Raw genomic sequence first — 23,133 nt, forward strand, 5'->3', positions numbered from 1 at the left:
CCTCAAATTTAATCTTTTTATTATAGTTATTTACTTTGTATAAACTCTTTGTCCACCAATCCATGTCGACTCAACACCCAACTGATCATTTAATATAACAAAATCAGCTTGCGCTCCAACCGATAGATTACCCCGAATAGCTCCTTGATTGATATAATCAGCAGGATATTGACTAGCCATTCTAATGGCTTCATCTAATACAATCCCAATACCTAAATGCGTATTTTTAACCGCTGTCGCCATATCTAAAGCAGCACCTGCTAATTCACCTGTGGTTGAGGTTAAACGTCCATCATTTAAATATACCGTACGATCAAAAAATGAAAATTCAGTTTGATCGGTACCAATGGTTGACATAGCATCGGTGACTAAAAACACTTTTCCTTGAGGTTTAGTTTTTAGTGCCAATTTTGCCGTTGTATAATCAACATGATGACCATCGATAATCATGCCACAACTCGCTTGATCATTTAATAACGCACAGCCAGTTACGCCAGGCGCCCGACTTTCAATTGAAGACATAGCATTAAACAAATGCGTATAACCGTCTGCCCCCACATCCATCGCCGCTTGAGCTGTTTTAAAGTCAGCATTGGTATGCCCTAAACACACCTTGATACCTAACGATACCATTCGATGAATATCATCTGTTGAAACCGTTTCAGGTGCTAAAGTTACTAAGATTTGACCTATGTCTTTGCGCTCAAGTATTTGCCATTCTGCTTCAGAAATTGCCCGAATGTATTCTTGAACGTGTGTGCCTTTTTTCGCAACCGATAAATGAGGTCCTTCAAAATGAATACCTAAAATCCCCGGAACGCCTTCTTTGATAGCTAATGCCATGGCATCAGCAGCCTGAGCCATAACCTCAACTTTATCGGTGATCAGTGTTGGTAACATGCCTGTGGTACCAAACTGTGAATGGGCGGTGATGATGGTTTTTAAATTGTCTAATGAGGGAGAATCATTAAACAGTACACCACCACCACCATTAACTTGTAAATCTATAAATCCCGGTGCAATCATGCCTTGAACAACCACATCTACAGAGGTGGTATCGTCATCAATTGATAGCACTTTTCCATCTTCAATAGTTAACACTTGATGCTCGTAAAATTGCTGGCCATCAAATATTTTATCTGCATGAATGCGTAAACGAGTCATTATAAAGTCCGCGTCACTTTTTTAAGGCCTTTTGGCTCATCAGGGTTAAACCCTCTTGAAACTGAAACTTCAGCTACGTCCAAATAAAAACGTTGTAATACCACTAATGGTGCTAAACGAGGATGTACACTGAGATCTGTTTGACGTAAATGAACTAAATCAGCACCACGTTCCGTCATTTCATTTATTTGTTCTTGATGCGACTGAGCACTTTCATCGTTAACTTCACAATTTAATATCGCTAGCCCTTGCTCAACTAAAGTGACCGGGCCATGTAAAAATTCAGCACTACTAAATGCTTCTGCGTGAATAGAACTTACTTCTTTAAGTTTCAATGCCATTTCTTTGGTGATGGCATAACCTAAACCACGACCAAGCACGACCATATTTTTAACACCGTCAATGGATTGTGAAGTTAATTGCGGCGCTGAATCAATAATGGTTTGCATAGCAGACGGTAATGTATCTAATGCTGAGATAAGCTCGTTATTTTCAGTCCAGTATGCCGTAAGTTGCAATAAGGCTGACAAAGTAGCTAAATAACTTTTAGTCGCAGCAACGGAAATTTCTGCCCCGGCTTTCAGAGGTAAAACTTCATCGACAATATCTTTCAACGGTGAGGTTTCATCATTGACTAATGCAACACAATAGGCCCCTGCTTTTTTTGCCATTTCTGCCTGCGCGATAATATCTGGGCTACGACCCGACTGTGAGATAACAATCACTAATGCTTGTTCTAACTTAAGTTGTTTACCATAAACGCTCGAAACAGATGGAGCTGCGGCAAACGTTGGAATACCCGCTTCAATTTCAATTAAATATTTACCAAAAACACCGGCATGATCCGAAGAGCCACGGCCAATAATCATTACCATTTTCGGAGCAATTTCACGTAATTTAACACCAATTTTTTCTGCTAATGCTTTATTCGCTAATAATTGGCCTTCAACCACAGATGGTGCTTGTTTAGCCTCTTGTTCCATAATTGTTTGTGTCATGTTCAAACCTTTGTTAATTTTTTAATCTTGTAATGATCGATTGATTCAACCATTAATCTACGGATTTACAACAATGCGAGTTGTTGTTGTGCATATATCACTGAGCCAACTTCTGGAGGACATAAAGGCTCTGCTAATTTATTTTTCACATCTTGATCTAACCAAGGCAAAATTCGAGGAGTTAACCCCCCTATTAAGGAGATTCTCGGCGGATTTTGTTTCTCAAGTTGACGAGCAATACCACTGATATAGCCAGCACCTTCTTTTACTATTTCAAGGGCAACTTCATCACCTTCCTCAGCGGCATCAAACACCAAATTGGCCATTTTTGCATAAAAGGCTGCAGGCTTACCGGCAATAGTTTCAACCATTTCTAAGCCATCACTCACTTTTAATAACGCCAATAATTTTTGATTGATCAACGAGCCAGCTTTTAAACCATCTAAAGACATCAACACATGATTTGCCGCCTGAAAACCAAACCAAGCACCGCTACCTTTATCACCATGAGGGAAGCCATGACCGCCCAATGTGTAGGGGTGACCATTCACATATGAAAACCCACAAGAGCCAGTACCTGTGATCATCACTGCGCCGTCTTGACCATTATGCGCGCCTAAACACGCAATCAATAAATCTGTGGCTAAAAACATTTGCTTAAAGGGATGTTGCCAATTTGACATTTGCTCGAATAAAGCCGGTAAATTAACTCCCGCTAAACCGACCCCCGCAACAATATCTTTAAGTTCAACCGCTTTTAATCCCGCATCTTTAATCGCTAATTCTGCCGATTCAGTAATTGAATTTATCGCTTGCTCATAGCCATGAAGCGGATTTGCAGGTCCAGAAATGCCTGTGCCTAAAATATTGTTGCTAGCATCAACGAGTATGGCTTTGCACTTACTACCACCACCATCAATACCTAAAAAGAATTCTTTGTTGTCACTGCTACTAAGCATGTTGACCTCATGTCTACTACATTTATCTACAAGTCATTTGATAAAAATCAAAACTTAAAATTTTTAACTGCTTTCATACTAACCACAAATGACAGCGTTGTCATTTGTTTTTTTCATAAAAATCACATTTTTTTTCTAACTTACCGTTCATAAAAATTTAACAGATTGATTTTTAACGAAAATTATTAAAAATCAATCTGTGATTAATCATCAATTTAGTTGTATTTAACCACAACCGTTCGGCCTTTTCTTGCTTGATCAACCGTCATAGTTCTAGTTTTCACCTCAGTGTTAACTTTCACCGGTTTGATATATCGTTGCCAATCTTTACCTTGTTCTTGATATTCGATCGCTAAACCAGGAAAAGCAGAATTGGCAGAAAACAATCCATTTTCAATTTTAGCACCGACAGTCGGCAAGCGATATTTCACGTCGGCAACATCTAACTTTGGAAATTCTTTTTGTCCCAAGGCATTAGCAAATAATTGCCATTGTTTATCTCGTTCAGTTTGCATTGCTTGAGTAAACACGTCGCTGTCTTGACTATATTTATACCCAATATAATTATAAGGTACAGCCCATGACGCTTTATGCCACGCACGCTCAGCAAGTGCGATAACTCGAGGGAATATTTTATATTCAGCGATATTATCGGTGCGAACATTTTCGCTCCATAACTGCCCTTGTATTCCCAAAAAACTTCGACCCTGTTCAAGAGGTTGGTGAATTATTTTCCCCTGTTCATCGGTTTGTACCGTATCGTCTGAAATATAAGGTTGATCTTGACGATCTAACCAAAATTCAGCATGAGCCGGTAAGTTTTGCGGCATAAACTGAAAAACTTTTTCAGTGTTAGTTCGACGAGAGGCCCAGTAATAGCCATGTTCTTTCGGATCAGCTTCGTATGGAAAATCAAAGTAAGTAACGTCAGGAATAGACAAAACTACTTGCCAATTTCTATTCGCTAGATTGTTGACTTTCATGTGACCACCCCAAGGTAAATGTTCCCATGCATTCGCTTGAACTACCGCAGGCATATTTTCTTTATTGGTATGATCTAGGCCATCACTCCATGCTGCAGGCTCTATCCCCATGTCAGATATCATATTAGAAACACGTTCAACAAAATAAGCACCAAGTTGCGACATTTTTGTCACGCTATAGTCATTATTGGCAATAAACGCTTTACAAATATCAGACTCCAACCACGCACCGGCGGTTTCATCAGCACCAATATGATATCGAGTTAACGGCTGTCCTGCGTCAGCATGAATTTTTTGTACTTCTGTCATGACTTTTTTGATAAAACGATATGACGATTCTTGACAGGCATTAATGGTATTGTCGTTATAAAATTGTACCGATGAATACTTAGTGGTGTCATTGGGATCGTGTAATAAATATTGCTCCGCTTTTTCTTTATCTTCCAGTTGGCTGTATTTAGTATAACGCGCGGCCATTGCTTTAATTGCGGCGCGAGAATGGCCTGGCATATCTAATGAAGGTAATACTTGAATATGTCTTGCCGTAGCCGCTTGTAAAATTTCGGTATAATCAGCGACGGAATAAAAGCCATTCACTGAAGAATTACTATCAACACCAGCACCTAATTGCGGCATTAAGCACGATTGTTCATCTAGATCTAAACAACGTTTACTGCTCAGTTGAGTTAATTCAGGTAGGCCAGGAATTTCAAGACGCCAGCCTTCGTCTTCTCCCATATGTAAATGCAATTTATTCAATTTATATGCCGCCATTTGATCAAGCAGCTTTAAGATAAAAGCTTTACTGCGAAAGTTGCGGGCCGTATCAATGAGCAGGCCTCGAAATTCGTATAATGGTTCATCCTCAACATGAAGATAAGGCACCGTCTTTTTCGCTAATGACACTAAGCTAGCAAGTGATTGTAAGCCATTAAATACACCATTATTGTCAACCCCGACGATAGTGATACCCGTTGAATCAATATCAGCAGTATAACTGCCAATCATTTTCGTTTTATCTGCTTCTATACTGAGCTTTAGGTTTGCGCCTTTTGCATGTTGACTTATGCCAAACATTGCTAAACGTTCAATAGCCGCTATTACTAATGATTTATCCGTATTACCAAAATCAATATTGATCCCCTCGGATAAGTCGAGTAGTCCGTTATTTTCTGAATATTTCACAACTTTAGGTGTGGGAATAATGACCTTGCTGACATCTAGTACTGTATCACCTAAGGCACTATTTCGCTGATAAAAACCGACACTGTCTAACCAAGGTGTTTTATCGTCTTTCGTCCGTTTAAAATGGTGTTGATAATCGGTATAGTCGTTTACATAAGGTACATATTCTAATTGAGTATCAGGATCAATTTTTGCTCGTGTGCTGTCAATTACTCTGGCAGTTAAATTTTCGCCGCTTATAATATAGTTTGGCATGATGTCAGACTCAGCAAGTGACCAAAAGCTTGCCCGAAAGACAATGGTTTTACTTTCTCCTTTAATAAATCCTTTAAATTTTTCCGTTGGCGTTATGGTATGTAAATCACCGTTGAGATGAGTGAAGGTAAATTCTTCGCTATCAAAATTATGCAATGGCGCGATTTGACTAATATAGATTTGCCAGTCAGTTGCTAATATGGTTTTTTGTGGCGTTAGTGTAATACTTGCTTCAAAACATAAGCCATCTGTTTTTGTTTTGTCACACTTCTCGGGAACCGCATTACTTATTAACGAAAAAGATACATCTAATTGTTGCGCTAATTCATCTAAATCAGATTGTCGTACCTTATGAAGCACCTGGTCATCGGATTTTGACTGCGATGAAGTAACCGGTGTGTGAGGTGCTTTTTCGCAGCCGATAATAAACACACCGACAGAAAAGAGAATACTTAGCAGTTTTTTATTCATATAAACGACTCTTAATTTTAAATGAAGACAATAAATTAATGTAAACATCACCTATTTTGACAGCGCTGTCAAAACTTTCTTTACTTAGTTTATAAAAATATAGTAATTTACTGAGTAGTTTTACAGTAATTACACAGATAAAAATTACCTCTTATTAATAAATTTTATATCTTTATTGATGGGTTAATAAATAATCAATCTTGATACTATGCAATGTTTCGTCTTATTAGTTGTTATATTAAGGCTGCTATAGCTGTAACCATCTGAATTTAATAAAAAGAGAAAAAAATCATGTCAGAAGCAATTAACAAAATAGTAATTGTTGGTGGTGGTACCGCCGGTTGGATGAGCGCCGCAAGTCTCGGAAAATTTTTAGCCGATAAAAATGCGGATGTCACTATCATTGAATCTACGGCGATGGGCACAGTCGGGGTTGGTGAAGCAACTATCCCCAATATTGTTAGCTATAACAAAAACTTAGGGCTTGATGAAGTTGAGTTAATTAAAGCAACTCAAGCCACTTTCAAGTTAGGGATTCAATTTGAAGATTGGCATAAAGTTGGCGAACAATTTTTTCATCCTTTTTCTGATTACGGCATGCCAGTCAATAATATTGATTTTCATCATTATATTAATCGAGCCAATAAAGAAGGCTTAAACCTCGATATTAATGATTATTGTTTTCCGTCAGTTCTGGCAAAAAAAGGTAAATTTGCTCAACCACATCCAAACCCGCCAACGCCTTTGGCTGACTATCAATATGCTTTTCATTTTGATGCTGGTTTATATGCTAACTTTCTAAAATCCTTCGCAATTAATTTGGGAGTTAAACACCTAGATGCCCTGATCAATAAAGTTAATATAGATGAAAAAACCGGCTTTATATCTTCTGTAACATTAGAATCAGGAGAAATCATTGAAGGTGATTTATTCATAGATTGTTCTGGTTTTAAAGGGTTATTAATTGAAGAAGCATTAAAAACAGGTTACGAAGATTGGAGTCAATGGTTAATTTGTGACAGCGCATTAGCCTTACAAACTGAACTCGTCGGTGAGCCTGCACCATATACACGTTCCATTGCCAAACCATATGGTTGGCAATGGCGAATTCCATTACAGCACAGAATGGGCAATGGATATATTTTCGCTAGCCAATACCAATCGGATGAAGATGCAGAAGAAGAATTGCGCTCAACAATAGAAGGTAATGCAATTAACAAGGTTCGAAAATTCAAGTTTAAACCCGGCCGTCGTAAACAAGTATGGAATAAAAACTGTGTCGCAATTGGCCTTTCTTCTGGTTTTTTAGAGCCTCTTGAATCGACAAGTATTTCGCTAATTCAGTCAGCAATCGACAAGCTACTAACTTTCTTCCCTGATAAGTCTTTTAATCAGCACGACATTAACGAAGTAAATCGCTTACACAATGAAGAATTAGAACATATCAGAGATTTTCTTATACTCCATTACAAAGCGACCGCTCGGGAAGATACTCCGTTTTGGCAACACTGTAAGGATATGGAAATTCCAGATTCATTAGCGCATAAAATAGCGCTTTTCGAAAGTCGCGGTCATATTATTATTCGTGAAAATGAGTCATTTGAAAAAGCCAGTTGGTTAACTATGTACAATGCATTTGGCATTAAACCCTTACGTTTTGATGAACGCGTGAACACAGTACCACTCAATATTTTAGCGACGAACTTATCCCAGATGAAACAATCCATTGACAATGCCGCTCAACAAGTCAATTCTCATCAAACTTTTATCGACATGCACTGTAAAGCTAGTATGACGTCAGTAAAATAACAGGAAAGTGAGATTTGATAAGATAAGCAAAAAGGCGCTCAAGCGCCTTTTTTAAGTTGACATCAAACCGCTTCTCTTACATTTTCGGTGCAGCACAATATTGTTTTAAAAACTCGTCATGACTGGGTTGTTTATCGGCAATATCGATTAAACCTTGCTTACCTTTGTCTAGAATAGCTTTTAGCTTTTGATAATCCCAGGTGTCCATGGTGGGATTATAGTGATCAGGTTCGACTTTCATACCATTAAATACAGCGTACCAACTCGTAGGTTGAAATAGCTCTTCTGCACCAGGGATGAGCCCGCCAGAAGCCTTAAAAAAGTCTAGCTTTTTCTGTAATGTTGCAGGAATTTTCATATTTTTACACCAACGCCAAAACTCTGTATCTTCACGTTGTGTAGTACAATAATGCAGCACAAGAAAATCTCGAATTTCTTCGTAATCAACTCTAACACGACGGTTATACTCATTAATTAATACTTCATCACGCTGCTTGGTTGGAAACATACGAATAAAATAAGCAATTGTTTTAGAGACCAAGTGAATAGCCGTCGACTCTAACGGTTCAATAAAGCCTTGCGCTAAGCCAAGTGACAAACAATTTTTATTCCATGGTTTATTACGTAAACCGGTGGTAAATGGAATCACCCTTGGTGATGTAATAGGCTCACCCTTTATATTTGCTAAGAGCGTGTTTATTGCTTGTTCGTCTGTGATGTATTTATCACAAAACACATAACCGTTGCCGGTACGATGTTGTAGCGGAATACGCCACATCCAACCCGCTTCTTTGGCTGCAGAAACCGTATAGGGGTTGGTGTCACCGACATTGTTAGTTTGAACCGTTACCGCTCGATTACAAGGTAAGTATTTATCCCAACTTTCATACCCGGATTGTAACGTTTGTTCAATTAACAGCCCTCGAAATCCAGAGCAATCGATGAAAAAATCTCCTGAAATCGATTGACCTGACGCTAAGATAACCGACTCAATCTCCCCATTTTTCGTTTGTATAACTTGTTCAACTTTTCCTTCAGTGCGAATGACCCCTAACTTTTCAGCATAGTTGCGTAAATACTTACCAGCTAACCCTGAATCAAGGTGTAACGCATAAAACGCTCGCTCTAATGGCGTATTTTTAGCGGCAAAAGGTAAAAAGAACTTTCCTTTTTCAGCAAGTACAGATTCTGGAGAATGCGCCATTAAGGGGGTTTTATCTCCTTCAGCTTTAGATTTTAACCAGCACTGAAAAAAATCATAGCCGTCAATACTTTTACCAACCGTACCAAACGGATGAAAGTACTTTTCACCTATGGTGTGCCAATCTTCAAATTGAATGCCTAATTTAAAACTTGCTTGAGTTTCTTTAATAAAATCTATTAAATCAATACCTAAGCTATTTAATATAGAAATCAAAGGCGGAATAGTGGCCTCGCCAACGCCAATAATGCCAATATCGTCAGACTCGACCAGCTCAATTGTTAAATCGGTATTTTTAAAAATATTACTGATGGTTGCTGCTGCAATCCAACCGGCAGTGCCGCCGCCGACAATGACTATTTTTTCAATGGGTTCTTGAGTTGTTTTCATAGTTTAAATACCGCAATTACTTTTTAGGGATAAAATGACAGTGTGCTTTTAAAAAATCACCATGCGTTGGCGCAGCATCGACAGAATGTTTCACCCTATCTTTCATGTATTGTAAATTCTTTTGTAAATAAGCCAATTCCATCGCATCCGCTCGTTTATCATAACTATCTGGGTAGATTTTAAAACCATCAAAAATTGCTAACCAACTGTCTTTACCAAAAATCTCCCAAGGGTATTGCAAAACATCCCCACGAGATTGATACGCTGCTAATTTTTCGGCTAACTTTTCGGGTAGCTCCATATTACGGCAAAATTCCCATAATGGAGCATCAGTTCGTTGATTGGCTTTATAATGAAGAATGATAAAGTCGCGCACTCTTTCATATTCTAAAATGGTAACTTCATTAAATTTATCAATAGTTTGTTGATTATATTGAGGTTGTTCAAAAGACAATATAATTTTTTCAATGGCCGTTTCGACCAACGCGATACTGGTGCTTTCTAGCGGCTCTAAAAATCCTGAAGATAAACCAACTGCAATACAGTTTTTATTCCACGCTTGCTTCACTCTGCCAGGAGTGAATGAAAACTTACGGGGAGTATGAAGTGGCTTACCTTCAAGGTTCGTTAATAAACATGCTTCTGCCGATTCATCATCAATAAACTGGCTTGAATACACTAATCCATTTCCCATGCGATGTTGTAAAGGTATTTTCCATTGCCAACCTGCCTCATGCGCCTGAGAAACCGTTCTTGCAAGCGGCTCTCCCACTGTTTCACTTTGTACAGCAACGGCTCGATCGCACACGAGCCACTGACTCCAGTCTTCAAATTCAACATTTAACGCTTTTTTTGTTAATAAGCTTCTAAAGCCTGTGCAATCGATGAAAAGCTCACCTTCAATGCTAGTATTGTCTTCAAAAATTAAAGATGAAATACTGCCATCATCAAGTAATTTAACGCTCGCGATCTTATTATCAACAATGTTAACACCGTGATTAAGTGAGTATTCTCGCATTAAGTCAGCAAATAATGTCGCGTCAAAATGAAGTGCCCAATCAAAAATTTCTAATTGGCTTTCAGGTTTTTCAGAAGGCAGAGTAAATCGACTTTCTTGAGCTAATTGTACTCCTAATGAGTAATCAGCCAATGCTGAGTTACCACCACTCATCTTGTCTTTCATCCAATAATGATGAAAGGGTACCTCTTGCGTACCTTGACCATAAATACCAAAAGGATGAATAAATGATGTGCCTTTTTTATACCAATCTTTAAATTCGATACCGAGTTTACATGTAGCTGCCGTTGCTTTTATCACATCGAGATCGGTTAAGCCCAATTTGCTATAAAAGCGACGTAATGTAGGAATGGTTGCTTCTCCAACACCTATTGTGCCAATTTGTGATGATTCAACTAAAGTAATTTCAACGGGCATATCTTTAAAGTGTTGACTAAGTGCTGCTGCAGTCATCCAGCCTGATGTACCACCACCGGCAATTACAATTGATTTTATTTGTCTGTTTTTATTATTCATCACTTTTACCTTAACACTCCATTATTATAGCCATGAAATACCGAACAATGATCCAATAAATTATGGAAAAATACTACTTTATCTCAGTAGGTCATTTTACTATATAGTGTCACTGCACCTTTTTCATGTTTAACAAAGCATATCATATTGCTAAAAAATTCTTACCGCATATTAAAGCGTTATCATATTGATTATTAATTTAAATATTTTTATTAAAAACAAAGCTCCCAGTATTTTTTACCTTGCTGTTTAAACGATTTATTCAATGGATATTTATAAAAAAACCGCCACATTGAATGCGGCGGTTTTTAACGATACTCGTTATACTTTATATCATTCTAACGAATTAGAACGTTACACGAGCACCCACTGTCCAACGAGCTTCATATACGTTTTGAAATGCTTTTTGCTTTTCAAAGCCGATATAAGTTTGTTGATACTCTTCGGTAATATTTGAACCGTTCACGTAAAAACTTACTGTTTCGCTAAAGTTATACGAAGCATTGAAGTCAAGTTGTGAGTAATCATCTTGATAAAGTGATTGATTACCTGTACCTGCGCTACCTGCTGTATGTAAGCGAGGGCTACGAGAGTTCCATGCTAAACGCGTTGAGAAGGTATCGTTTTCATACCATACAACAGCATTGTATGTATCTTTTGACATGCCACCAAACGGTAAGTCATCGCCGTGTACGTCTTTAGCTTCTTGTGAGCTATCAGCATATGTGTAGTTTAAGTCGAAACCTACGTTAGCAAAAACGCTGTCTTCACCTAAGAAATCACTTAAAGCAACTTTACCGCCGACTTCGTAACCTGATACATCACCACCAACACCTTGAGTTGTTGCATTGAATGGATGAGGACCACGACGGATACCATCTGAATCAGGCTCATCAACCATGATGATAGTGCCTTCAGTAAAGCTTGCAATATCAATGCCGTACGTTGAGATAAAGAACATTGACGCATCGCCAGCATACCACTCAGCAGAAAGTGAGTAGTTTTCTGAACGCCATGGGTCTAACTCAGGATTACCGTTAAGCGTACCGTTTTGTACACGCATACAGCCACATTCGTCGTTAAATACTGAACCAACAACTTTACCAGCGCCCCATTGAGCTAAGTTCAACGCTTGCATATTTTCAGAATAAGCAGCACGTAAAACTACGTCATCTGTAACTTGGTAAGCTAAGTTCATTGATAATAATTCATCAGTGAAGCTACGCTCTGTTACAACATCACCAATATCTGGACCTAAGCCTGAATGAGGTAAGTTAGGACCAACAAGGTTTTGTTTCACAAATAAATCAGTTTGAATCACTTTAAGGCCAACGTTACCGCTTAATGCTTCGTATTCAAAGTTAACTTGAGTGAAATAAGAAATTTCATCTAAACCAACATTATAGGTAGCGCCACCATTTTCTGTACGAGCAACATTACCAAACGTATCTTTATGGAATTGCTCAGGGTCACGGAAGTTACTTGGGTCAATAACCCAAATGCCTGGGATACCTTGAACATTACCAAAATCTGTCTGCCAAGAAACCGTTGTGTATTGATCAAGCGCTGTAGGCGCTAATAACGTGTAAGGTGTCCACACGCCATCTACGTACTCACCTGTACCTTCTTGTTCATAACAAGGTGTGCCTTCAGCTGCGCCGTTGTAGTTTTGGTCAACTGCTTTCCATTGTGCGATATCACAACCGTTACCGAAATCAGACGTGTAAGTAAATTGGTCATGATCAACTTTACGTTGGCTAAAACGAACACCAAAATCAACGCTTGTGATGAAGTCATGATCATCTAACGCATAATTCCACTTAGTGCTGAAAGTCGATAATTCACCAACATCATCTGTGTTACCTTCCGAAGAGAAAGCACCAATGTGGTATGAATCAAGATCAGCCATGTAATCAGCAACAGACATCATGCCTTTACCGCCCATAACTTGTTGGTCGAAACCACCAAACACAGGGAATTCACCAGAAGCATCATGCGTTAAGAAGAAGTCGCTATCTTGAATACCAGTAGAGTATTGAGCGTTACAACCACCTTCAGAGCCAATGATCTCTTCGCCGTTAGTACAGTATTGTGCAGGGTTAAGACCACCAGGTCCTAATACTAAAGCACCACTGTCGATACTCATGATATCGCCTTCACCATATGCATGACGCATTTTAGCGGTTGCACGAGCGTGAGTTGCACGGACAGTACCTGTTAAGTTACCGCCATTATCAAAGTCTAATTGTAAGTTGAAATTTTGAGACTTCTCTTCGTTTACGTTCGCTTGAGTGAATGTTTGTAAACGGTATGGACGCATCTTAAATGCATCAACAGCTTGCCAAGGATTACCAGCAGCATCAGTGAAAGTATCGCCTGTTGCATGAGTAGCAAAACCGTATTGAGCAAATGTTTGCCAGCGGTTGTTATTGTTAAAACCAGAACGTGCATTAAAACGATCTTGTTGGGTGTAGAAGTAATCAGCCGTTAAAACAAATCCTTCGCCTAAATCAGCTTGAAGTGAAAGTTGTAATGCATCACGTTCACGCTCTTCTGTTTTGTTAAAGGCTGTAAAACCATGAGGAACGATATTATATACATCACCACCTTCTGCCGGCTCACTCCATGTGTGGTTGTTGTTCGTCCAACCTAAACCACCATTTTCTGATGTATCGTTATGACCATTGTAATCAGATGCTAAAGTCGCTTCTTGAGTAACCGCAGAAATTAATACACCGATTTTGCCATTATTATATGCTGCTAAACCATGTAATGTTGGATCTGTTTCTTTAGTAATAGAACCGCGAGTCGCTTCAACACCACCTGCGAATGTCCAACCTTCATCCATATCAAATGGACGACGAGTTTTAAGATCAATAGAACCGGCAATACCTTGTGCAGTATTTGAAGCAGTTGCTGATTTATAGACATCAACACCACCAAATAATTGTGCAGGTAAATCACCTAAATCAGCACCTGAACTATCAATAGTTGTTGCTGACAAGAATGTTTCACCGTTCATGGTTGTGTCTACTTGAGGTAGACCACGAATTTGTACCGGTCCACCTTCACCAGCAACACGTTCAATTTGCACACCAGAAATACGTTGCAGTGAATCAGTAATAGTAACATCAGGTAATTTACCAATATCTTCAGCAGCTATACCGTCTACTTGAGAATCAGCAAAACGTTTACCGTTGATACTTGCTTTCGTTGAACCACGGATACCCGTTACTTCAATAACTTCAATTTCTTTTTCAGCGCCTTCAGCTGCCATTGCTAATGGTGTAGCACCACCTGCAATGATCATAGCGATAGAGCTTGCTAATACGCCTTTTTTAAATGTTTTAGATGACATCGACTTTCCCTTACACACGTTTTTATAAATATGTTAATTATTTTCATGGAACCTTAATTAACGACAGCGCTGTCTTTTTAATTCATGACAGCGTTGTCATAGGTTAGATAAAACCATACACAAAAAATCTATCCATGGCTATACTTGATCTCAATATATTCTAAATTTTTCTGTAAGATACTGTTTATTAAAAACTTTATTTTTAATAAAAAATCATATATCGCGAAAAGAAACCATTGTTTTTATATTAATTTATTAAATATTAGGATAAAAACCACATTTTAGTGAATAAAAATACATTTATAGGCATAAAAAAAGGAATGTTGATTAAACATTCCTTTTAAAAGAATAACGATAAGGTTATTTATTTTTAGCTTGTTTATAAAAATTAATTAAGTTTTCAGTTGAACAATCATGCTTATCGGAAATGCTTTCACCCTCTAATTCTACTTGAATGCTTGCCGCTAACCCTTTACCTAACTCAACCCCCCACTGATCGAATGAACATATCTGTAAAATAATTCCTTGTACAAAAATCTTATGCTCATAAGCCGCGATCAGGCTACCTAAGGTTTCAGGATCGATACGTTTCAACAAGATAGTATTGGTTGGTCGATTGCCTTTATGAACTTTATGCGGTGCTACTTTATCAATATATTCAGGTGTACGACCTTTCGCCTTTAAATCTGCACGCACTTGCTCTTCATTTACACCCGTCATTAATGCTTGTGTTTGTGCAAAAAAGTTAGACATTAATGTTTCATGATGGCCTTGCACCGGTGTCACACTTTCCACTGAGCCAATAAAATCAGCAGGAACGACATTGTTACTTTGATGCAGATATTGATAAAAAGCATGTTGGCCATTAATCCCTAACTCCCCCCAAATTGACGGTACCGTTGCATAATCAACTTCTTCGCCATCCCATGAAACTGATTTACCATTACTTTCCATTTCGGCTTGTTGTAAATAAGCCGCCAGCATATGTAATGTTTGATCGTAAGGAAGAATCGCTTGTGATTTAGAGCCTAAAAAGGTGGTATTCCAAACACTTAACAATGCCATTACCACAGGTAGGTTTTGTTCCAGCGGCGCATTAACAAAGTGTTGATCCATCTCATCAGCCCCGGCTAATAATGCTTTGAATTTATCAAAACCTAAATCCAAGGCAATCGCCAAACCGATGGCAGACCATAGAGAAAAACGTCCGCCAACCCAATCCCACATACCAAATATATTTTCTTCTTCGATACCAAATGACATGGCATTTTCTTTATTGGCTGTCACCGCAACAAAGTGCTTGCCAACCGCTCTTTCATCAAATGAAGAAGCCGTTAACCACTTTATCGCTGTTTTTGCATTAGTCATGGTTTCAGTTGTCGTAAATGTTTTACTCGAGACAATAAACAGAACTTTTTCAGGATCTAATGGGCGCAATATTTCAACGATTTGAGCACCATCTACATTGGAAACATAATGAACATTGACACTGTGATCACTATAATGTTTTAACGCTTCTGTGACCATTTGAGGGCCAAGATTTGAACCACCGACACCAATGTTTACAATGTCTGTGATACGTTTTCCTGAATACCCCTTCCATTTACCTTCTCTAACGCGATTGACAAAACCTTCCATTTTTGTCAATTGAGCTTGCACGCTTTCGGTGACGTTATCGCCATCGACAATGAGAGGTTCTGTGCTATTACGACGTAAAGCAGTATGTAATACAGCTCGGTCTTCGGTTTTATTGATTTTTTCGCCCGCGAACATTTTAGTACGCCATTCAACCACTTCGCATTCATTTGCTAACTCAAATAACGTTGACATGGTTTCACTATCAATTAAGTTTTTAGAGTAATCTAAAAGCATTTTTGGCAACTCAATTGAAAATTTATTAAAGCGATCTTTATCTTGCTCAAATAAATCGTTCATATGTTGAGATTTTTTGTTTAATGCCAATTGGCTTAATTTTTTCCAACTAGTTAAAGATTGGCGACTTGACATAACTCTTCCTAATGCATAGTTTATTATCTGATGAGGTAACCATATTTAAAAATGACAGCGCTGTCAAACCATAAATATGATCAAAGGCTATTTAGTACTTTAACATGTAAGTTAAGTGAAGCTTATGATAAAAGCTTGCTGCTTATTCAATAAAGCAATATTCTACCCATCTCAGTAAAATACTATCAAAATAACAATTATAATTTAAGGCTGTATGGATAGATGAAAGCAACAATTAACGACGTAGCCAAACAAGCGGGTGTTTCTATTAAAACAGTTTCTCGTGTGATGAACAACGAGCCTTCTGTTCGCCAACCTACCCGTGAAAAAGTGATGGAAGCCGTTAATGAATTAAATTATAAACCTAATTTAGCCGCAAGAAATCTTGCTGGTACTAAAGCTTATAGTATTGCCTTTATTTATGATAACCCAAATGCATATTACGTTATTGATATGCAAAACGGTATTTTGTCTGCGTGTAAACAGCAAGGATTTGAATTACTTATTCATCCGTGTAATTCAAATTCTGAAGGCATTGTTGATGAAATAACCAATATGGTAAAACATTCAAGAATCGCTGGTTTAGTCTTAACGCCGCCCCTTTCTGAAATGCCGGAATTTGTTAAACATCTTTTATCATTAGAAATAGATGTCGTTCGGATCATGTCTGGTGACATTGCCCCTGACGACCTTACCCCTTGTATTATGGTGAATGATCACCAAGCATCTATGCGTATCACTCAGCATTTAATCGATTTAGGCCATACCGATATTGGCTTTTTAGCCGGACAATCAGAACATATGTCAACGGTTGAACGATTAAGAGGCTATAAACAAGCGCTAGAAGAAAATGGGATAAAAATCGATCCGCGCTTAATCATCGATGGCGAATATTCGTTTGAATCTGGTGTAAACGGAGCAAAACAATTAATGGCAGGAGACGTACGACCAACTGCGATTTTTTCTTGTAACGATGAAATAGCTGCGGGGGCTTTATTTGCTTCTAGATTAATGGGAATTCCTGTGCCAGAGCAATTATCAATAACAGGATTTGAGAACAGCCCATTCTCTCGACAAACTTGGCCTCGTTTAACCACGGCGAACCAACCTAACCCGAAAATTGCTGAAGGTGCTGCCAACTTATTAATAGCAAAAGCAAGAAAACAAGCAGCTTCGAATATTATCACAGAATATACCCCGCAACTCGTGGTGCGTGACTCCACGAGTCAAATCAATCAATAAATCTATTAATTAAAGGGTATAAAAAAAGTGAAGGTAAACTTCACTTTTTATAGCCGATTCAAGTGTCCGAAAAATTAAAGATTATCAGGATCGTAACCCTGTTTAATTTTCTCAATACGTTCTTGATGCCTATGGTGCGCTTTTAAAGCAGCAACAGCAAAAGCACCGACAATTGCCACTATCGGGATTAATAGTGATAATGTTTCAGCTTTCAATAATTGCTCTAACCACTCCATGATAAACTCCTTTTTTACTTGATATTATTATTCTTCAAAGTAGGTTCCCCATCCATCATAATCAACTTTGCATTGTTTCGCCAACTCAAACATTGATTTCGTTTCATCTTTTAAAATATCTTCATCAAGTGGTTGCTCTGTGATGATATCAAACGCGAAAACTTTGGAACCATCTTCGAGTTCTGCTTCTTCGGGCTCTTCAATTTCAAAGCCCATTTTAAAAGCAGATACTGCTGCTTTTTCTAATTGCTCAAAATCAGCAGATGAAAAATGATGCTCAATGGTATGGTGAGCTTCTTCATTACTGCCATCTTCAAGTAAAGCAGAAACAAGTGATTCAGTGTGCTCAAACCATTGTTGTAACGATTCATCTATCATTGTTCAGCCTCTTTATTTAAACGCTCAAATTGAGCTATCATTTTATCTCGGGTACTATTTGCAACGGTCCGAATATTATCTTTTGTAATACCTTCTAATGAAATAGGTTCCATATATTCGATAATAATTTTACCATTATCCCAGCGGTTAAGGTCCACTTTGTTATGCATATTACTGACACAAATAGGTATTACAGGTACATTCGCTTGCATAGCCGTTCTAAACGCCCCTGTTTTAAAAGATAAGATACCTTTACCGTTACTGCGAGTGCCTTCCGGGAATAACCATACTGAAAGATTCTTTTCTCTGATTTTTTTAGCTGTTAATGCAATGGTATTCATTGCCTTATTAGTATTTTTACGATCGATTAAAATATTACCAGTTAACCAATACATTTGGCCGAAAAAAGGGATCCATTTTAAACTTTTTTTACCAACACTGACCGTATTTGGCAAGACAGCATTAGCTGCAGTAAAAATGTCATAACTATTTTGATGATTACAGATATAGACTGCCGGAGAAATTTTTCTCACAGAATCAGGTACACGCACTTCAACGTCTAATCCAAATATTTTCGTCACTTTCCCTAAGACTTTTGCCGTAATATAAACATTATTGGGGTGAAAGGGTCTTAACAAACAATAAAGACAAGAAAATATACAAATAATGACTAAGGCAGCAGTCATTAAAATGATACGAATTAAAGCTAACAACTTACCATCCTACTTTTTTAAAGAAACGCGAGTATACACTAATCTTTCTGAGAAGATCGAATTTTCAATTTACCGTCCCCTAAGCGCTACCTGTTTAAGGTCAAATAATAATATTCATCAATGAGCCAATCATGGTTACCTTCAAGTGATTATTCCTACCAAGATAACACTCAAAAAATACAAATTAAAAACAGCGACTTATAAATTTTCAATTAAACAAGCTTATTTTTTTCCATTCAAGGTCTATAGTTACATTATCGCTGTGATTAAAATAATCATCCACCCTTAGCGAATAACTGCCAGCGAGTCACAATTAAAAATAATAACGAACTGACCTGTGGAAAATAAAAGGAAAGACTAAATGAAAAAGTTTTTATGCTTTGTCATTATGCTTATTGGCTTTAACAGTTACGCCTTTACTGAGGTTGAGTTGACGAAGCAATTTACTGATGACAAAAGTAAAAAGTTTTCTAATCAATGGGGCTTAGATGCCCTCGATATTCCGAAATACCTCAGTGACAATAGCGCAGAGTCATTGGGGTTAATTCTTCCAGAACAATCAAATGTAAACTTACATAGCAATACATATACTCACGTAAATAATGATAGGCTAACAAGCAATAATTCATCAAGTCTGTATCGACTGTCTTCGGTCAAAAGCACTGCCCAAAGCACTCCGATCAGTAGTGTTAATTTTGCTTACAGTAAAGGACGATTTAGTGCTGAAACTGGGGTGATATCAAATTCTAATAACTTGTTATCCAGCGGTAAAGTTTACCTTCAAGGTGCTTATACTTTGTATGACAATCATCGATTAAATGTTTCATTGACGGCAAAAGTAGAAGCATTAGATGAAAGCAATGTCCAAAGCTATTTCGGCACAGATGTATTTTCAAATAATGTTTCTATTTTTGAAGAGTTACACGCAACCAATACAACGCTGGGCATAGTGAGTACTTATTCTATTAATAAACGATGGAAAGTACTGGGTATGTTAAGTTCAACAACGCTTGATGACAAAATAGAAAACAGCCCATTAGTTGAAGATAACAATCTGCATATGGCATTAATTGGTACCAGCTACGCTTTTTAAGCATCTGATAAATGCAGATTAAATATGCTGGATAAAAAAACGCTCAACCATATAAGTTGAGCGTTTTTTCATTAGCTAATACAAATGTTAATTTACTTGACTCACTCTATTAGAATAAATCATCTGGGATATTAAACAACGGTTCAGCACCGGCATTAATAGCTGCCATTAACGATAATCTGCGAGGTAATAATTTTGCAAAATAATATCTTGCAGTATGCAATTTACTTTGATGGAAAGCTTCATCTTCACTTACTTTAGCTAATGATACTTCCGCCATTTTTGCCCAAACAAGTGCCATTGCGGTATACCCAAAGATATGTAGAAAATCATTAGCAGAAGTCCCTAATTCTTCAATGTTATTAGAGGCAGCCGATAAAATATTTGACGTTGTTTTTTGCAAGTCATCTACCGCTACTTTAAGGGGAGCGATAAATTCTTGCATATTTTCAGCCGTCGTTGCACTAATAAACGCATTCGCCTCATCGATGAAAATTTGCATAAACTCGCCTTTACTCCCTGCAATTTTTCGAGCCAATAAATCCATTGCTTGTATACCGTTTGTGCCTTCGTATATTTGTGCGATGCGAACATCACGAACTAACTGCTCTTGTCCCCATTCACGAATAAATCCATGACCGCCAAAGACTTGTTGACCTGCAACAGTATTCTCTAGTCCAAGATCGGTAAAAAAGGCTTTAGCCAATGGCGTCATCAAAGCAGTTAACTTCTCCGCTTTACTTTGAGCGTCTCCTTCACCATAGGTCGCAATATCTAACTGCATTGCGATATATAAAGAGAGTGCACGCGAACCTTCATTCAAGGCCTTCATATTTAATAACATACGACGAACATCGCCGTGAACCATAATTGAGTCGGCTGATTTATCTGGTGACTTTACGCCTGAAAGAGAGCGACTTTGGACTCGGTCTTTGGCGTATTCAAGGGCATTTTGATAAGAACGTTCACCGGCTCCTAAACCTTGAATACCAACCCCGATACGTTCAAAGTTCATCATAGTAAACATACAGGCTAAACCTTTATTTACTTCTCCGACTAAATAACCTTTTGCATCATCAAAATTCATTACACAAGTTGCTGAAGCATGAATCCCCATTTTGTGTTCAATTGAACCACAAGATACATGATTTGCTGTGCCAATGGTTTCATCATCATTGACTAAAAATTTAGGTACTACAAAAAGTGATATTCCTTTTGGTCCTGCTGGTGCATCTGGTAACTTAGCTAAAACTAAATGAATAATATTTTCAGTTAAATCATGTTCACCCGCGGTAATAAAAATTTTATTACCGGTTATGTGGTAACTACCATCTGCTTGAGGAACCGCTTTTGTTCGGATCATGCCTAAATCTGTACCTGCATGTGACTCTGTTAAACACATAGTGGCTGACCATTCACCATTATACATTCGAGTTAAGTAGCGTTGTTTAATTTCTTCGCTAGCATGTTTTGCTAAAGACAAGCCGGCACCGGCGGTTAAACCAGGATATAATGAAAATGAAATATCCGCAGAACAAAGCATTTCTTCATGTAAGGAAGTGATCACTTTAGGCATGCCCATGCCGCCATAATTAACGTCACCACCTAATGCTGTCCAGCCACCTTCAGCATAAGTTTGAAAAGCAGCTTGATAGCCCGGTGCCGTAGTGACATTACCATTGTCAAAACTCACACCTATTTCATCACCTTCTCTCGATAAAGGAGCGATCACCTGTTCAGCAATTTTGGCACATTCTAATAGAATCGCTTCAGAGGTATCACGATCAACATGCTCAGCTAGATTCGGTAAAGTTGCCCACAATTGATCGTTTTTGAAAACGTCATATAGCAGGTAATTCATATCTTTTATTGGTGCTTGGTAATCAGCCATGTGGTTAACCCTTAAAATTCAAACGTACATTTCAAACAATCGTTTGAATATAGCGTAATTTCAGTAAATGTAAAGTCTTTCACAGTAAAATCCTTGTCCTTCACTGTCAGGTTGCATAAAGTAGCTAATTATTCGATATTGCAACGCATAACGCTTATTATTCAAATGATGATTAAAAAGACTGGTTTTCTTTCTTATATTATAGAAGCGCTAAAAGCATTCTGTTTTATTTTTATGCCATTTTTCTTCAGTGTTTATACTGTTGCAGAGCAAACTCACTTTTCCAAAAAATTAATCGACGCTAACTATCATTTCAGTTATCAATTTCGAGATTATAAGGGTGAGACACAAGCGATCAGCTTTTCACTTCCTCAACAAAAAATATTTGATCGTTATCGGTCATTTTCAATTTATCAACCTAAGCTCGCTCATGAATATGTGAATAAGTCATTAAAAAAGCATTTTAATAAAACCCCCATTCAAGGTGTTCAAGTGACTTTTAAAGAGGCATACGATAATTTTCAAGCTGAGATAAAAAGTAATAATCCGCAATTACTGCAAGACACTTCAGAAAAAATAGCCCAACTTGAACAAACGTTTACTCAAGAGTACCTAGCCAAAAAATATTATCATCAATTTATAACACCAAACCAAACAATAGCCATTAAACCTGATCACGGCAGAATAGCGTTAGAATCCGTAAAGGATTTAAAATCTCTTAAAGAAATTATTCTAGAAAAATCAAATGTTAAAAATATTCGAATCGTGTCAAATTATGTTTTAAATTTTGTCCAAAGTATTCCTTATTCAACATTGGAATCAAGGATCACATCCTCGGGAGCAGGGTTTAGTCCGCCACTAAAATTATTATGGGAAAATCAAGGCGATTGCGACAGTAAAGTCACATTAACGGCTTCCCTTTTACGGGTATTAATGCCAAGGATAAAGTTAGCACTGATATATATTGAAAATCATGCTTTTATCGGCATAAAAGTCGCTCCACAAAATGATGATATTACCGTGGAACATCAAGGGATTACTTATGTGTTGGCAGAGCCTACAGGCCCTGCGGTGCTTGCTCTAGGAAAAATAGCGCCAGATTCAGAACAAGCCATTTACAATGGACATTATACGTTAGAAACATTTCACGATATTGTGCGCACACAACAATCAGCACAAGAGCAATCAATTGATGAAGTTGATGAAGATGAGTTTTTACTACAATAGAGAGCTTTGTGAATAACTAGCTCTCTACCTTTGTTTTTC

The 23,133-nt window shown here is 37.8% G+C and carries 16 protein-coding genes; 4 read left to right on the forward strand and 12 right to left on the reverse strand.

What is annotated here, in order from left to right:
- Positions 1 to 30 precede the first annotated feature (30 nt).
- The 4 genes from nagA to RM573_RS05925 form a co-directional block, all read right to left on the reverse strand.
- On the reverse strand, positions 31 to 1,164 hold the full coding sequence (nagA, locus tag RM573_RS05910) for an N-acetylglucosamine-6-phosphate deacetylase (RefSeq protein WP_311578646.1): 1,134 nt from the start codon (positions 1,162 to 1,164) through the stop codon (positions 31 to 33).
- A complete protein-coding gene (gene nagB-II / locus RM573_RS05915) occupies positions 1,164 to 2,162 on the reverse strand; it encodes a glucosamine-6-phosphate deaminase NagB-II (RefSeq protein ID WP_311578648.1) in 999 nt (332 codons plus the stop codon). The genes nagA and nagB-II overlap by 1 nt, the downstream gene beginning before the upstream one ends.
- Positions 2,163 to 2,227: 65 nt before the next feature.
- Positions 2,228 to 3,121 (reverse strand): N-acetylglucosamine kinase, encoded by an 894-nt coding sequence (gene nagK / locus RM573_RS05920; protein WP_311578651.1) that lies wholly within the window; start codon positions 3,119 to 3,121, stop codon positions 2,228 to 2,230.
- Positions 3,122 to 3,336: 215 nt separating this feature from the next.
- Complete coding sequence (locus RM573_RS05925; RefSeq protein ID WP_311578654.1) at positions 3,337 to 6,015, reverse strand: beta-N-acetylhexosaminidase; 2,679 nt, start codon at positions 6,013 to 6,015, stop codon at positions 3,337 to 3,339.
- A 291-nt stretch (positions 6,016 to 6,306) separates the two neighbouring features.
- Here RM573_RS05925 and RM573_RS05930 point away from each other — a divergent pair, with 291 nt between their 5' ends.
- Positions 6,307 to 7,824 (forward strand): tryptophan halogenase family protein, encoded by a 1,518-nt coding sequence (locus tag RM573_RS05930; RefSeq protein ID WP_311578657.1) that lies wholly within the window; start codon positions 6,307 to 6,309, stop codon positions 7,822 to 7,824.
- Positions 7,825 to 7,900: 76 nt separating this feature from the next.
- Here the strand turns inward: RM573_RS05930 and RM573_RS05935 are convergent, their stop codons facing one another.
- From RM573_RS05935 to pgi, 4 genes are all read right to left on the reverse strand, one after another.
- The gene (locus tag RM573_RS05935; RefSeq protein ID WP_311578660.1) at positions 7,901 to 9,415 is read right to left on the reverse strand and encodes a tryptophan halogenase family protein; all 1,515 of its coding nucleotides are present in this window, start codon (positions 9,413 to 9,415) and stop codon (positions 7,901 to 7,903) included.
- Positions 9,416 to 9,431: 16 nt separating this feature from the next.
- Positions 9,432 to 10,949: a tryptophan halogenase family protein gene (locus RM573_RS05940; protein ID WP_311578663.1), complete on the reverse strand. Its 1,518-nt coding sequence runs from the start codon at positions 10,947 to 10,949 to the stop codon at positions 9,432 to 9,434.
- Between the two features lie 346 nt (positions 10,950 to 11,295).
- On the reverse strand, positions 11,296 to 14,307 hold the full coding sequence (locus tag RM573_RS05945) for a TonB-dependent receptor (RefSeq protein ID WP_311578666.1): 3,012 nt from the start codon (positions 14,305 to 14,307) through the stop codon (positions 11,296 to 11,298).
- A 360-nt stretch (positions 14,308 to 14,667) separates the two neighbouring features.
- Positions 14,668 to 16,314, reverse strand: a complete 1,647-nt coding sequence (pgi, locus tag RM573_RS05950) for a glucose-6-phosphate isomerase (protein WP_311578669.1) — start codon at positions 16,312 to 16,314, stop codon at positions 14,668 to 14,670.
- A gap of 222 nt (positions 16,315 to 16,536) precedes the next feature.
- Between pgi and RM573_RS05955 the strand changes: the two genes are divergently transcribed.
- On the forward strand, positions 16,537 to 17,556 hold the full coding sequence (locus tag RM573_RS05955; protein WP_311578671.1) for a LacI family DNA-binding transcriptional regulator: 1,020 nt from the start codon (positions 16,537 to 16,539) through the stop codon (positions 17,554 to 17,556).
- Positions 17,557 to 17,630: 74 nt separating this feature from the next.
- On the opposite strand, the gene RM573_RS05960 is transcribed toward RM573_RS05955, so the two are convergent.
- From RM573_RS05960 to RM573_RS05970, 3 genes are read right to left on the reverse strand one after another with little or no spacing between them, the layout of a single operon-like run.
- Entirely contained in the window at positions 17,631 to 17,792 is a 162-nt protein-coding gene (locus RM573_RS05960) for a hypothetical protein (RefSeq protein WP_303454866.1), read from the reverse strand.
- Between the two features lie 27 nt (positions 17,793 to 17,819).
- Positions 17,820 to 18,170 carry a ribonuclease E inhibitor RraB gene (rraB, locus tag RM573_RS05965; RefSeq protein ID WP_311578677.1) on the reverse strand — a complete coding sequence of 117 codons (351 nt, stop codon included), beginning with the start codon at positions 18,168 to 18,170 and terminating at the stop codon, positions 17,820 to 17,822.
- A complete protein-coding gene (locus tag RM573_RS05970) occupies positions 18,167 to 18,883 on the reverse strand; it encodes a 1-acylglycerol-3-phosphate O-acyltransferase (RefSeq protein WP_311578680.1) in 717 nt (238 codons plus the stop codon). The genes rraB and RM573_RS05970 overlap by 4 nt, the downstream gene beginning before the upstream one ends.
- A 361-nt stretch (positions 18,884 to 19,244) precedes the next feature.
- On the opposite strand from RM573_RS05970, the gene RM573_RS05975 reads away from it, so the two are divergent.
- Positions 19,245 to 19,976, forward strand: coding sequence for a MipA/OmpV family protein (locus tag RM573_RS05975; protein WP_311578683.1), 732 nt, complete (start codon positions 19,245 to 19,247; stop codon positions 19,974 to 19,976).
- 109 nt (positions 19,977 to 20,085) lie between these two features.
- Here RM573_RS05975 and RM573_RS05980 read toward each other — a convergent pair whose 3' ends face one another.
- Positions 20,086 to 21,867, reverse strand: a complete 1,782-nt coding sequence (locus RM573_RS05980) for an acyl-CoA dehydrogenase C-terminal domain-containing protein (protein WP_311578686.1) — start codon at positions 21,865 to 21,867, stop codon at positions 20,086 to 20,088.
- A 165-nt stretch (positions 21,868 to 22,032) separates the two neighbouring features.
- On the opposite strand from RM573_RS05980, the gene RM573_RS05985 reads away from it, so the two are divergent.
- On the forward strand, positions 22,033 to 23,094 hold the full coding sequence (locus RM573_RS05985; RefSeq protein ID WP_311578689.1) for a hypothetical protein: 1,062 nt from the start codon (positions 22,033 to 22,035) through the stop codon (positions 23,092 to 23,094).
- The last annotated feature ends 39 nt before the right edge of the window (positions 23,095 to 23,133 follow it).

It is taken from the genome of Thalassotalea castellviae, assembly GCF_031846185.1.
Lineage (GTDB): Bacteria > Pseudomonadota > Gammaproteobacteria > Enterobacterales > Alteromonadaceae > Thalassotalea_H > Thalassotalea_H castellviae.

What these genes read in the sequence shown, in the direction of transcription:
- nagA (WP_311578646.1), bottom strand. Translation starts at nt 1,164, where the DNA reads ATGACTCGTTTACGCATTCATGCAGATAAAATATTTGATGGCCAGCAA.
- nagB-II (WP_311578648.1), bottom strand. Translation starts at nt 2,162, where the DNA reads ATGACACAAACAATTATGGAACAAGAGGCTAAACAAGCACCATCTGTG.
- nagK (WP_311578651.1), bottom strand. Translation starts at nt 3,121, where the DNA reads ATGCTTAGTAGCAGTGACAACAAAGAATTCTTTTTAGGTATTGATGGT.
- RM573_RS05925 (WP_311578654.1), bottom strand. Translation starts at nt 6,015, where the DNA reads ATGAATAAAAAACTGCTAAGTATTCTCTTTTCTGTCGGTGTGTTTATT.
- RM573_RS05930 (WP_311578657.1), top strand. Translation starts at nt 6,307, where the DNA reads ATGTCAGAAGCAATTAACAAAATAGTAATTGTTGGTGGTGGTACCGCC.
- RM573_RS05935 (WP_311578660.1), bottom strand. Translation starts at nt 9,415, where the DNA reads ATGAAAACAACTCAAGAACCCATTGAAAAAATAGTCATTGTCGGCGGC.
- RM573_RS05940 (WP_311578663.1), bottom strand. Translation starts at nt 10,949, where the DNA reads ATGAATAATAAAAACAGACAAATAAAATCAATTGTAATTGCCGGTGGT.
- RM573_RS05945 (WP_311578666.1), bottom strand. Translation starts at nt 14,307, where the DNA reads ATGTCATCTAAAACATTTAAAAAAGGCGTATTAGCAAGCTCTATCGCT.
- pgi (WP_311578669.1), bottom strand. Translation starts at nt 16,314, where the DNA reads ATGTCAAGTCGCCAATCTTTAACTAGTTGGAAAAAATTAAGCCAATTG.
- RM573_RS05955 (WP_311578671.1), top strand. Translation starts at nt 16,537, where the DNA reads ATGAAAGCAACAATTAACGACGTAGCCAAACAAGCGGGTGTTTCTATT.
- RM573_RS05960 (WP_303454866.1), bottom strand. Translation starts at nt 17,792, where the DNA reads ATGGAGTGGTTAGAGCAATTATTGAAAGCTGAAACATTATCACTATTA.
- rraB (WP_311578677.1), bottom strand. Translation starts at nt 18,170, where the DNA reads ATGATAGATGAATCGTTACAACAATGGTTTGAGCACACTGAATCACTT.
- RM573_RS05975 (WP_311578683.1), top strand. Translation starts at nt 19,245, where the DNA reads ATGAAAAAGTTTTTATGCTTTGTCATTATGCTTATTGGCTTTAACAGT.
- RM573_RS05980 (WP_311578686.1), bottom strand. Translation starts at nt 21,867, where the DNA reads ATGGCTGATTACCAAGCACCAATAAAAGATATGAATTACCTGCTATAT.
- RM573_RS05985 (WP_311578689.1), top strand. Translation starts at nt 22,033, where the DNA reads ATGATGATTAAAAAGACTGGTTTTCTTTCTTATATTATAGAAGCGCTA.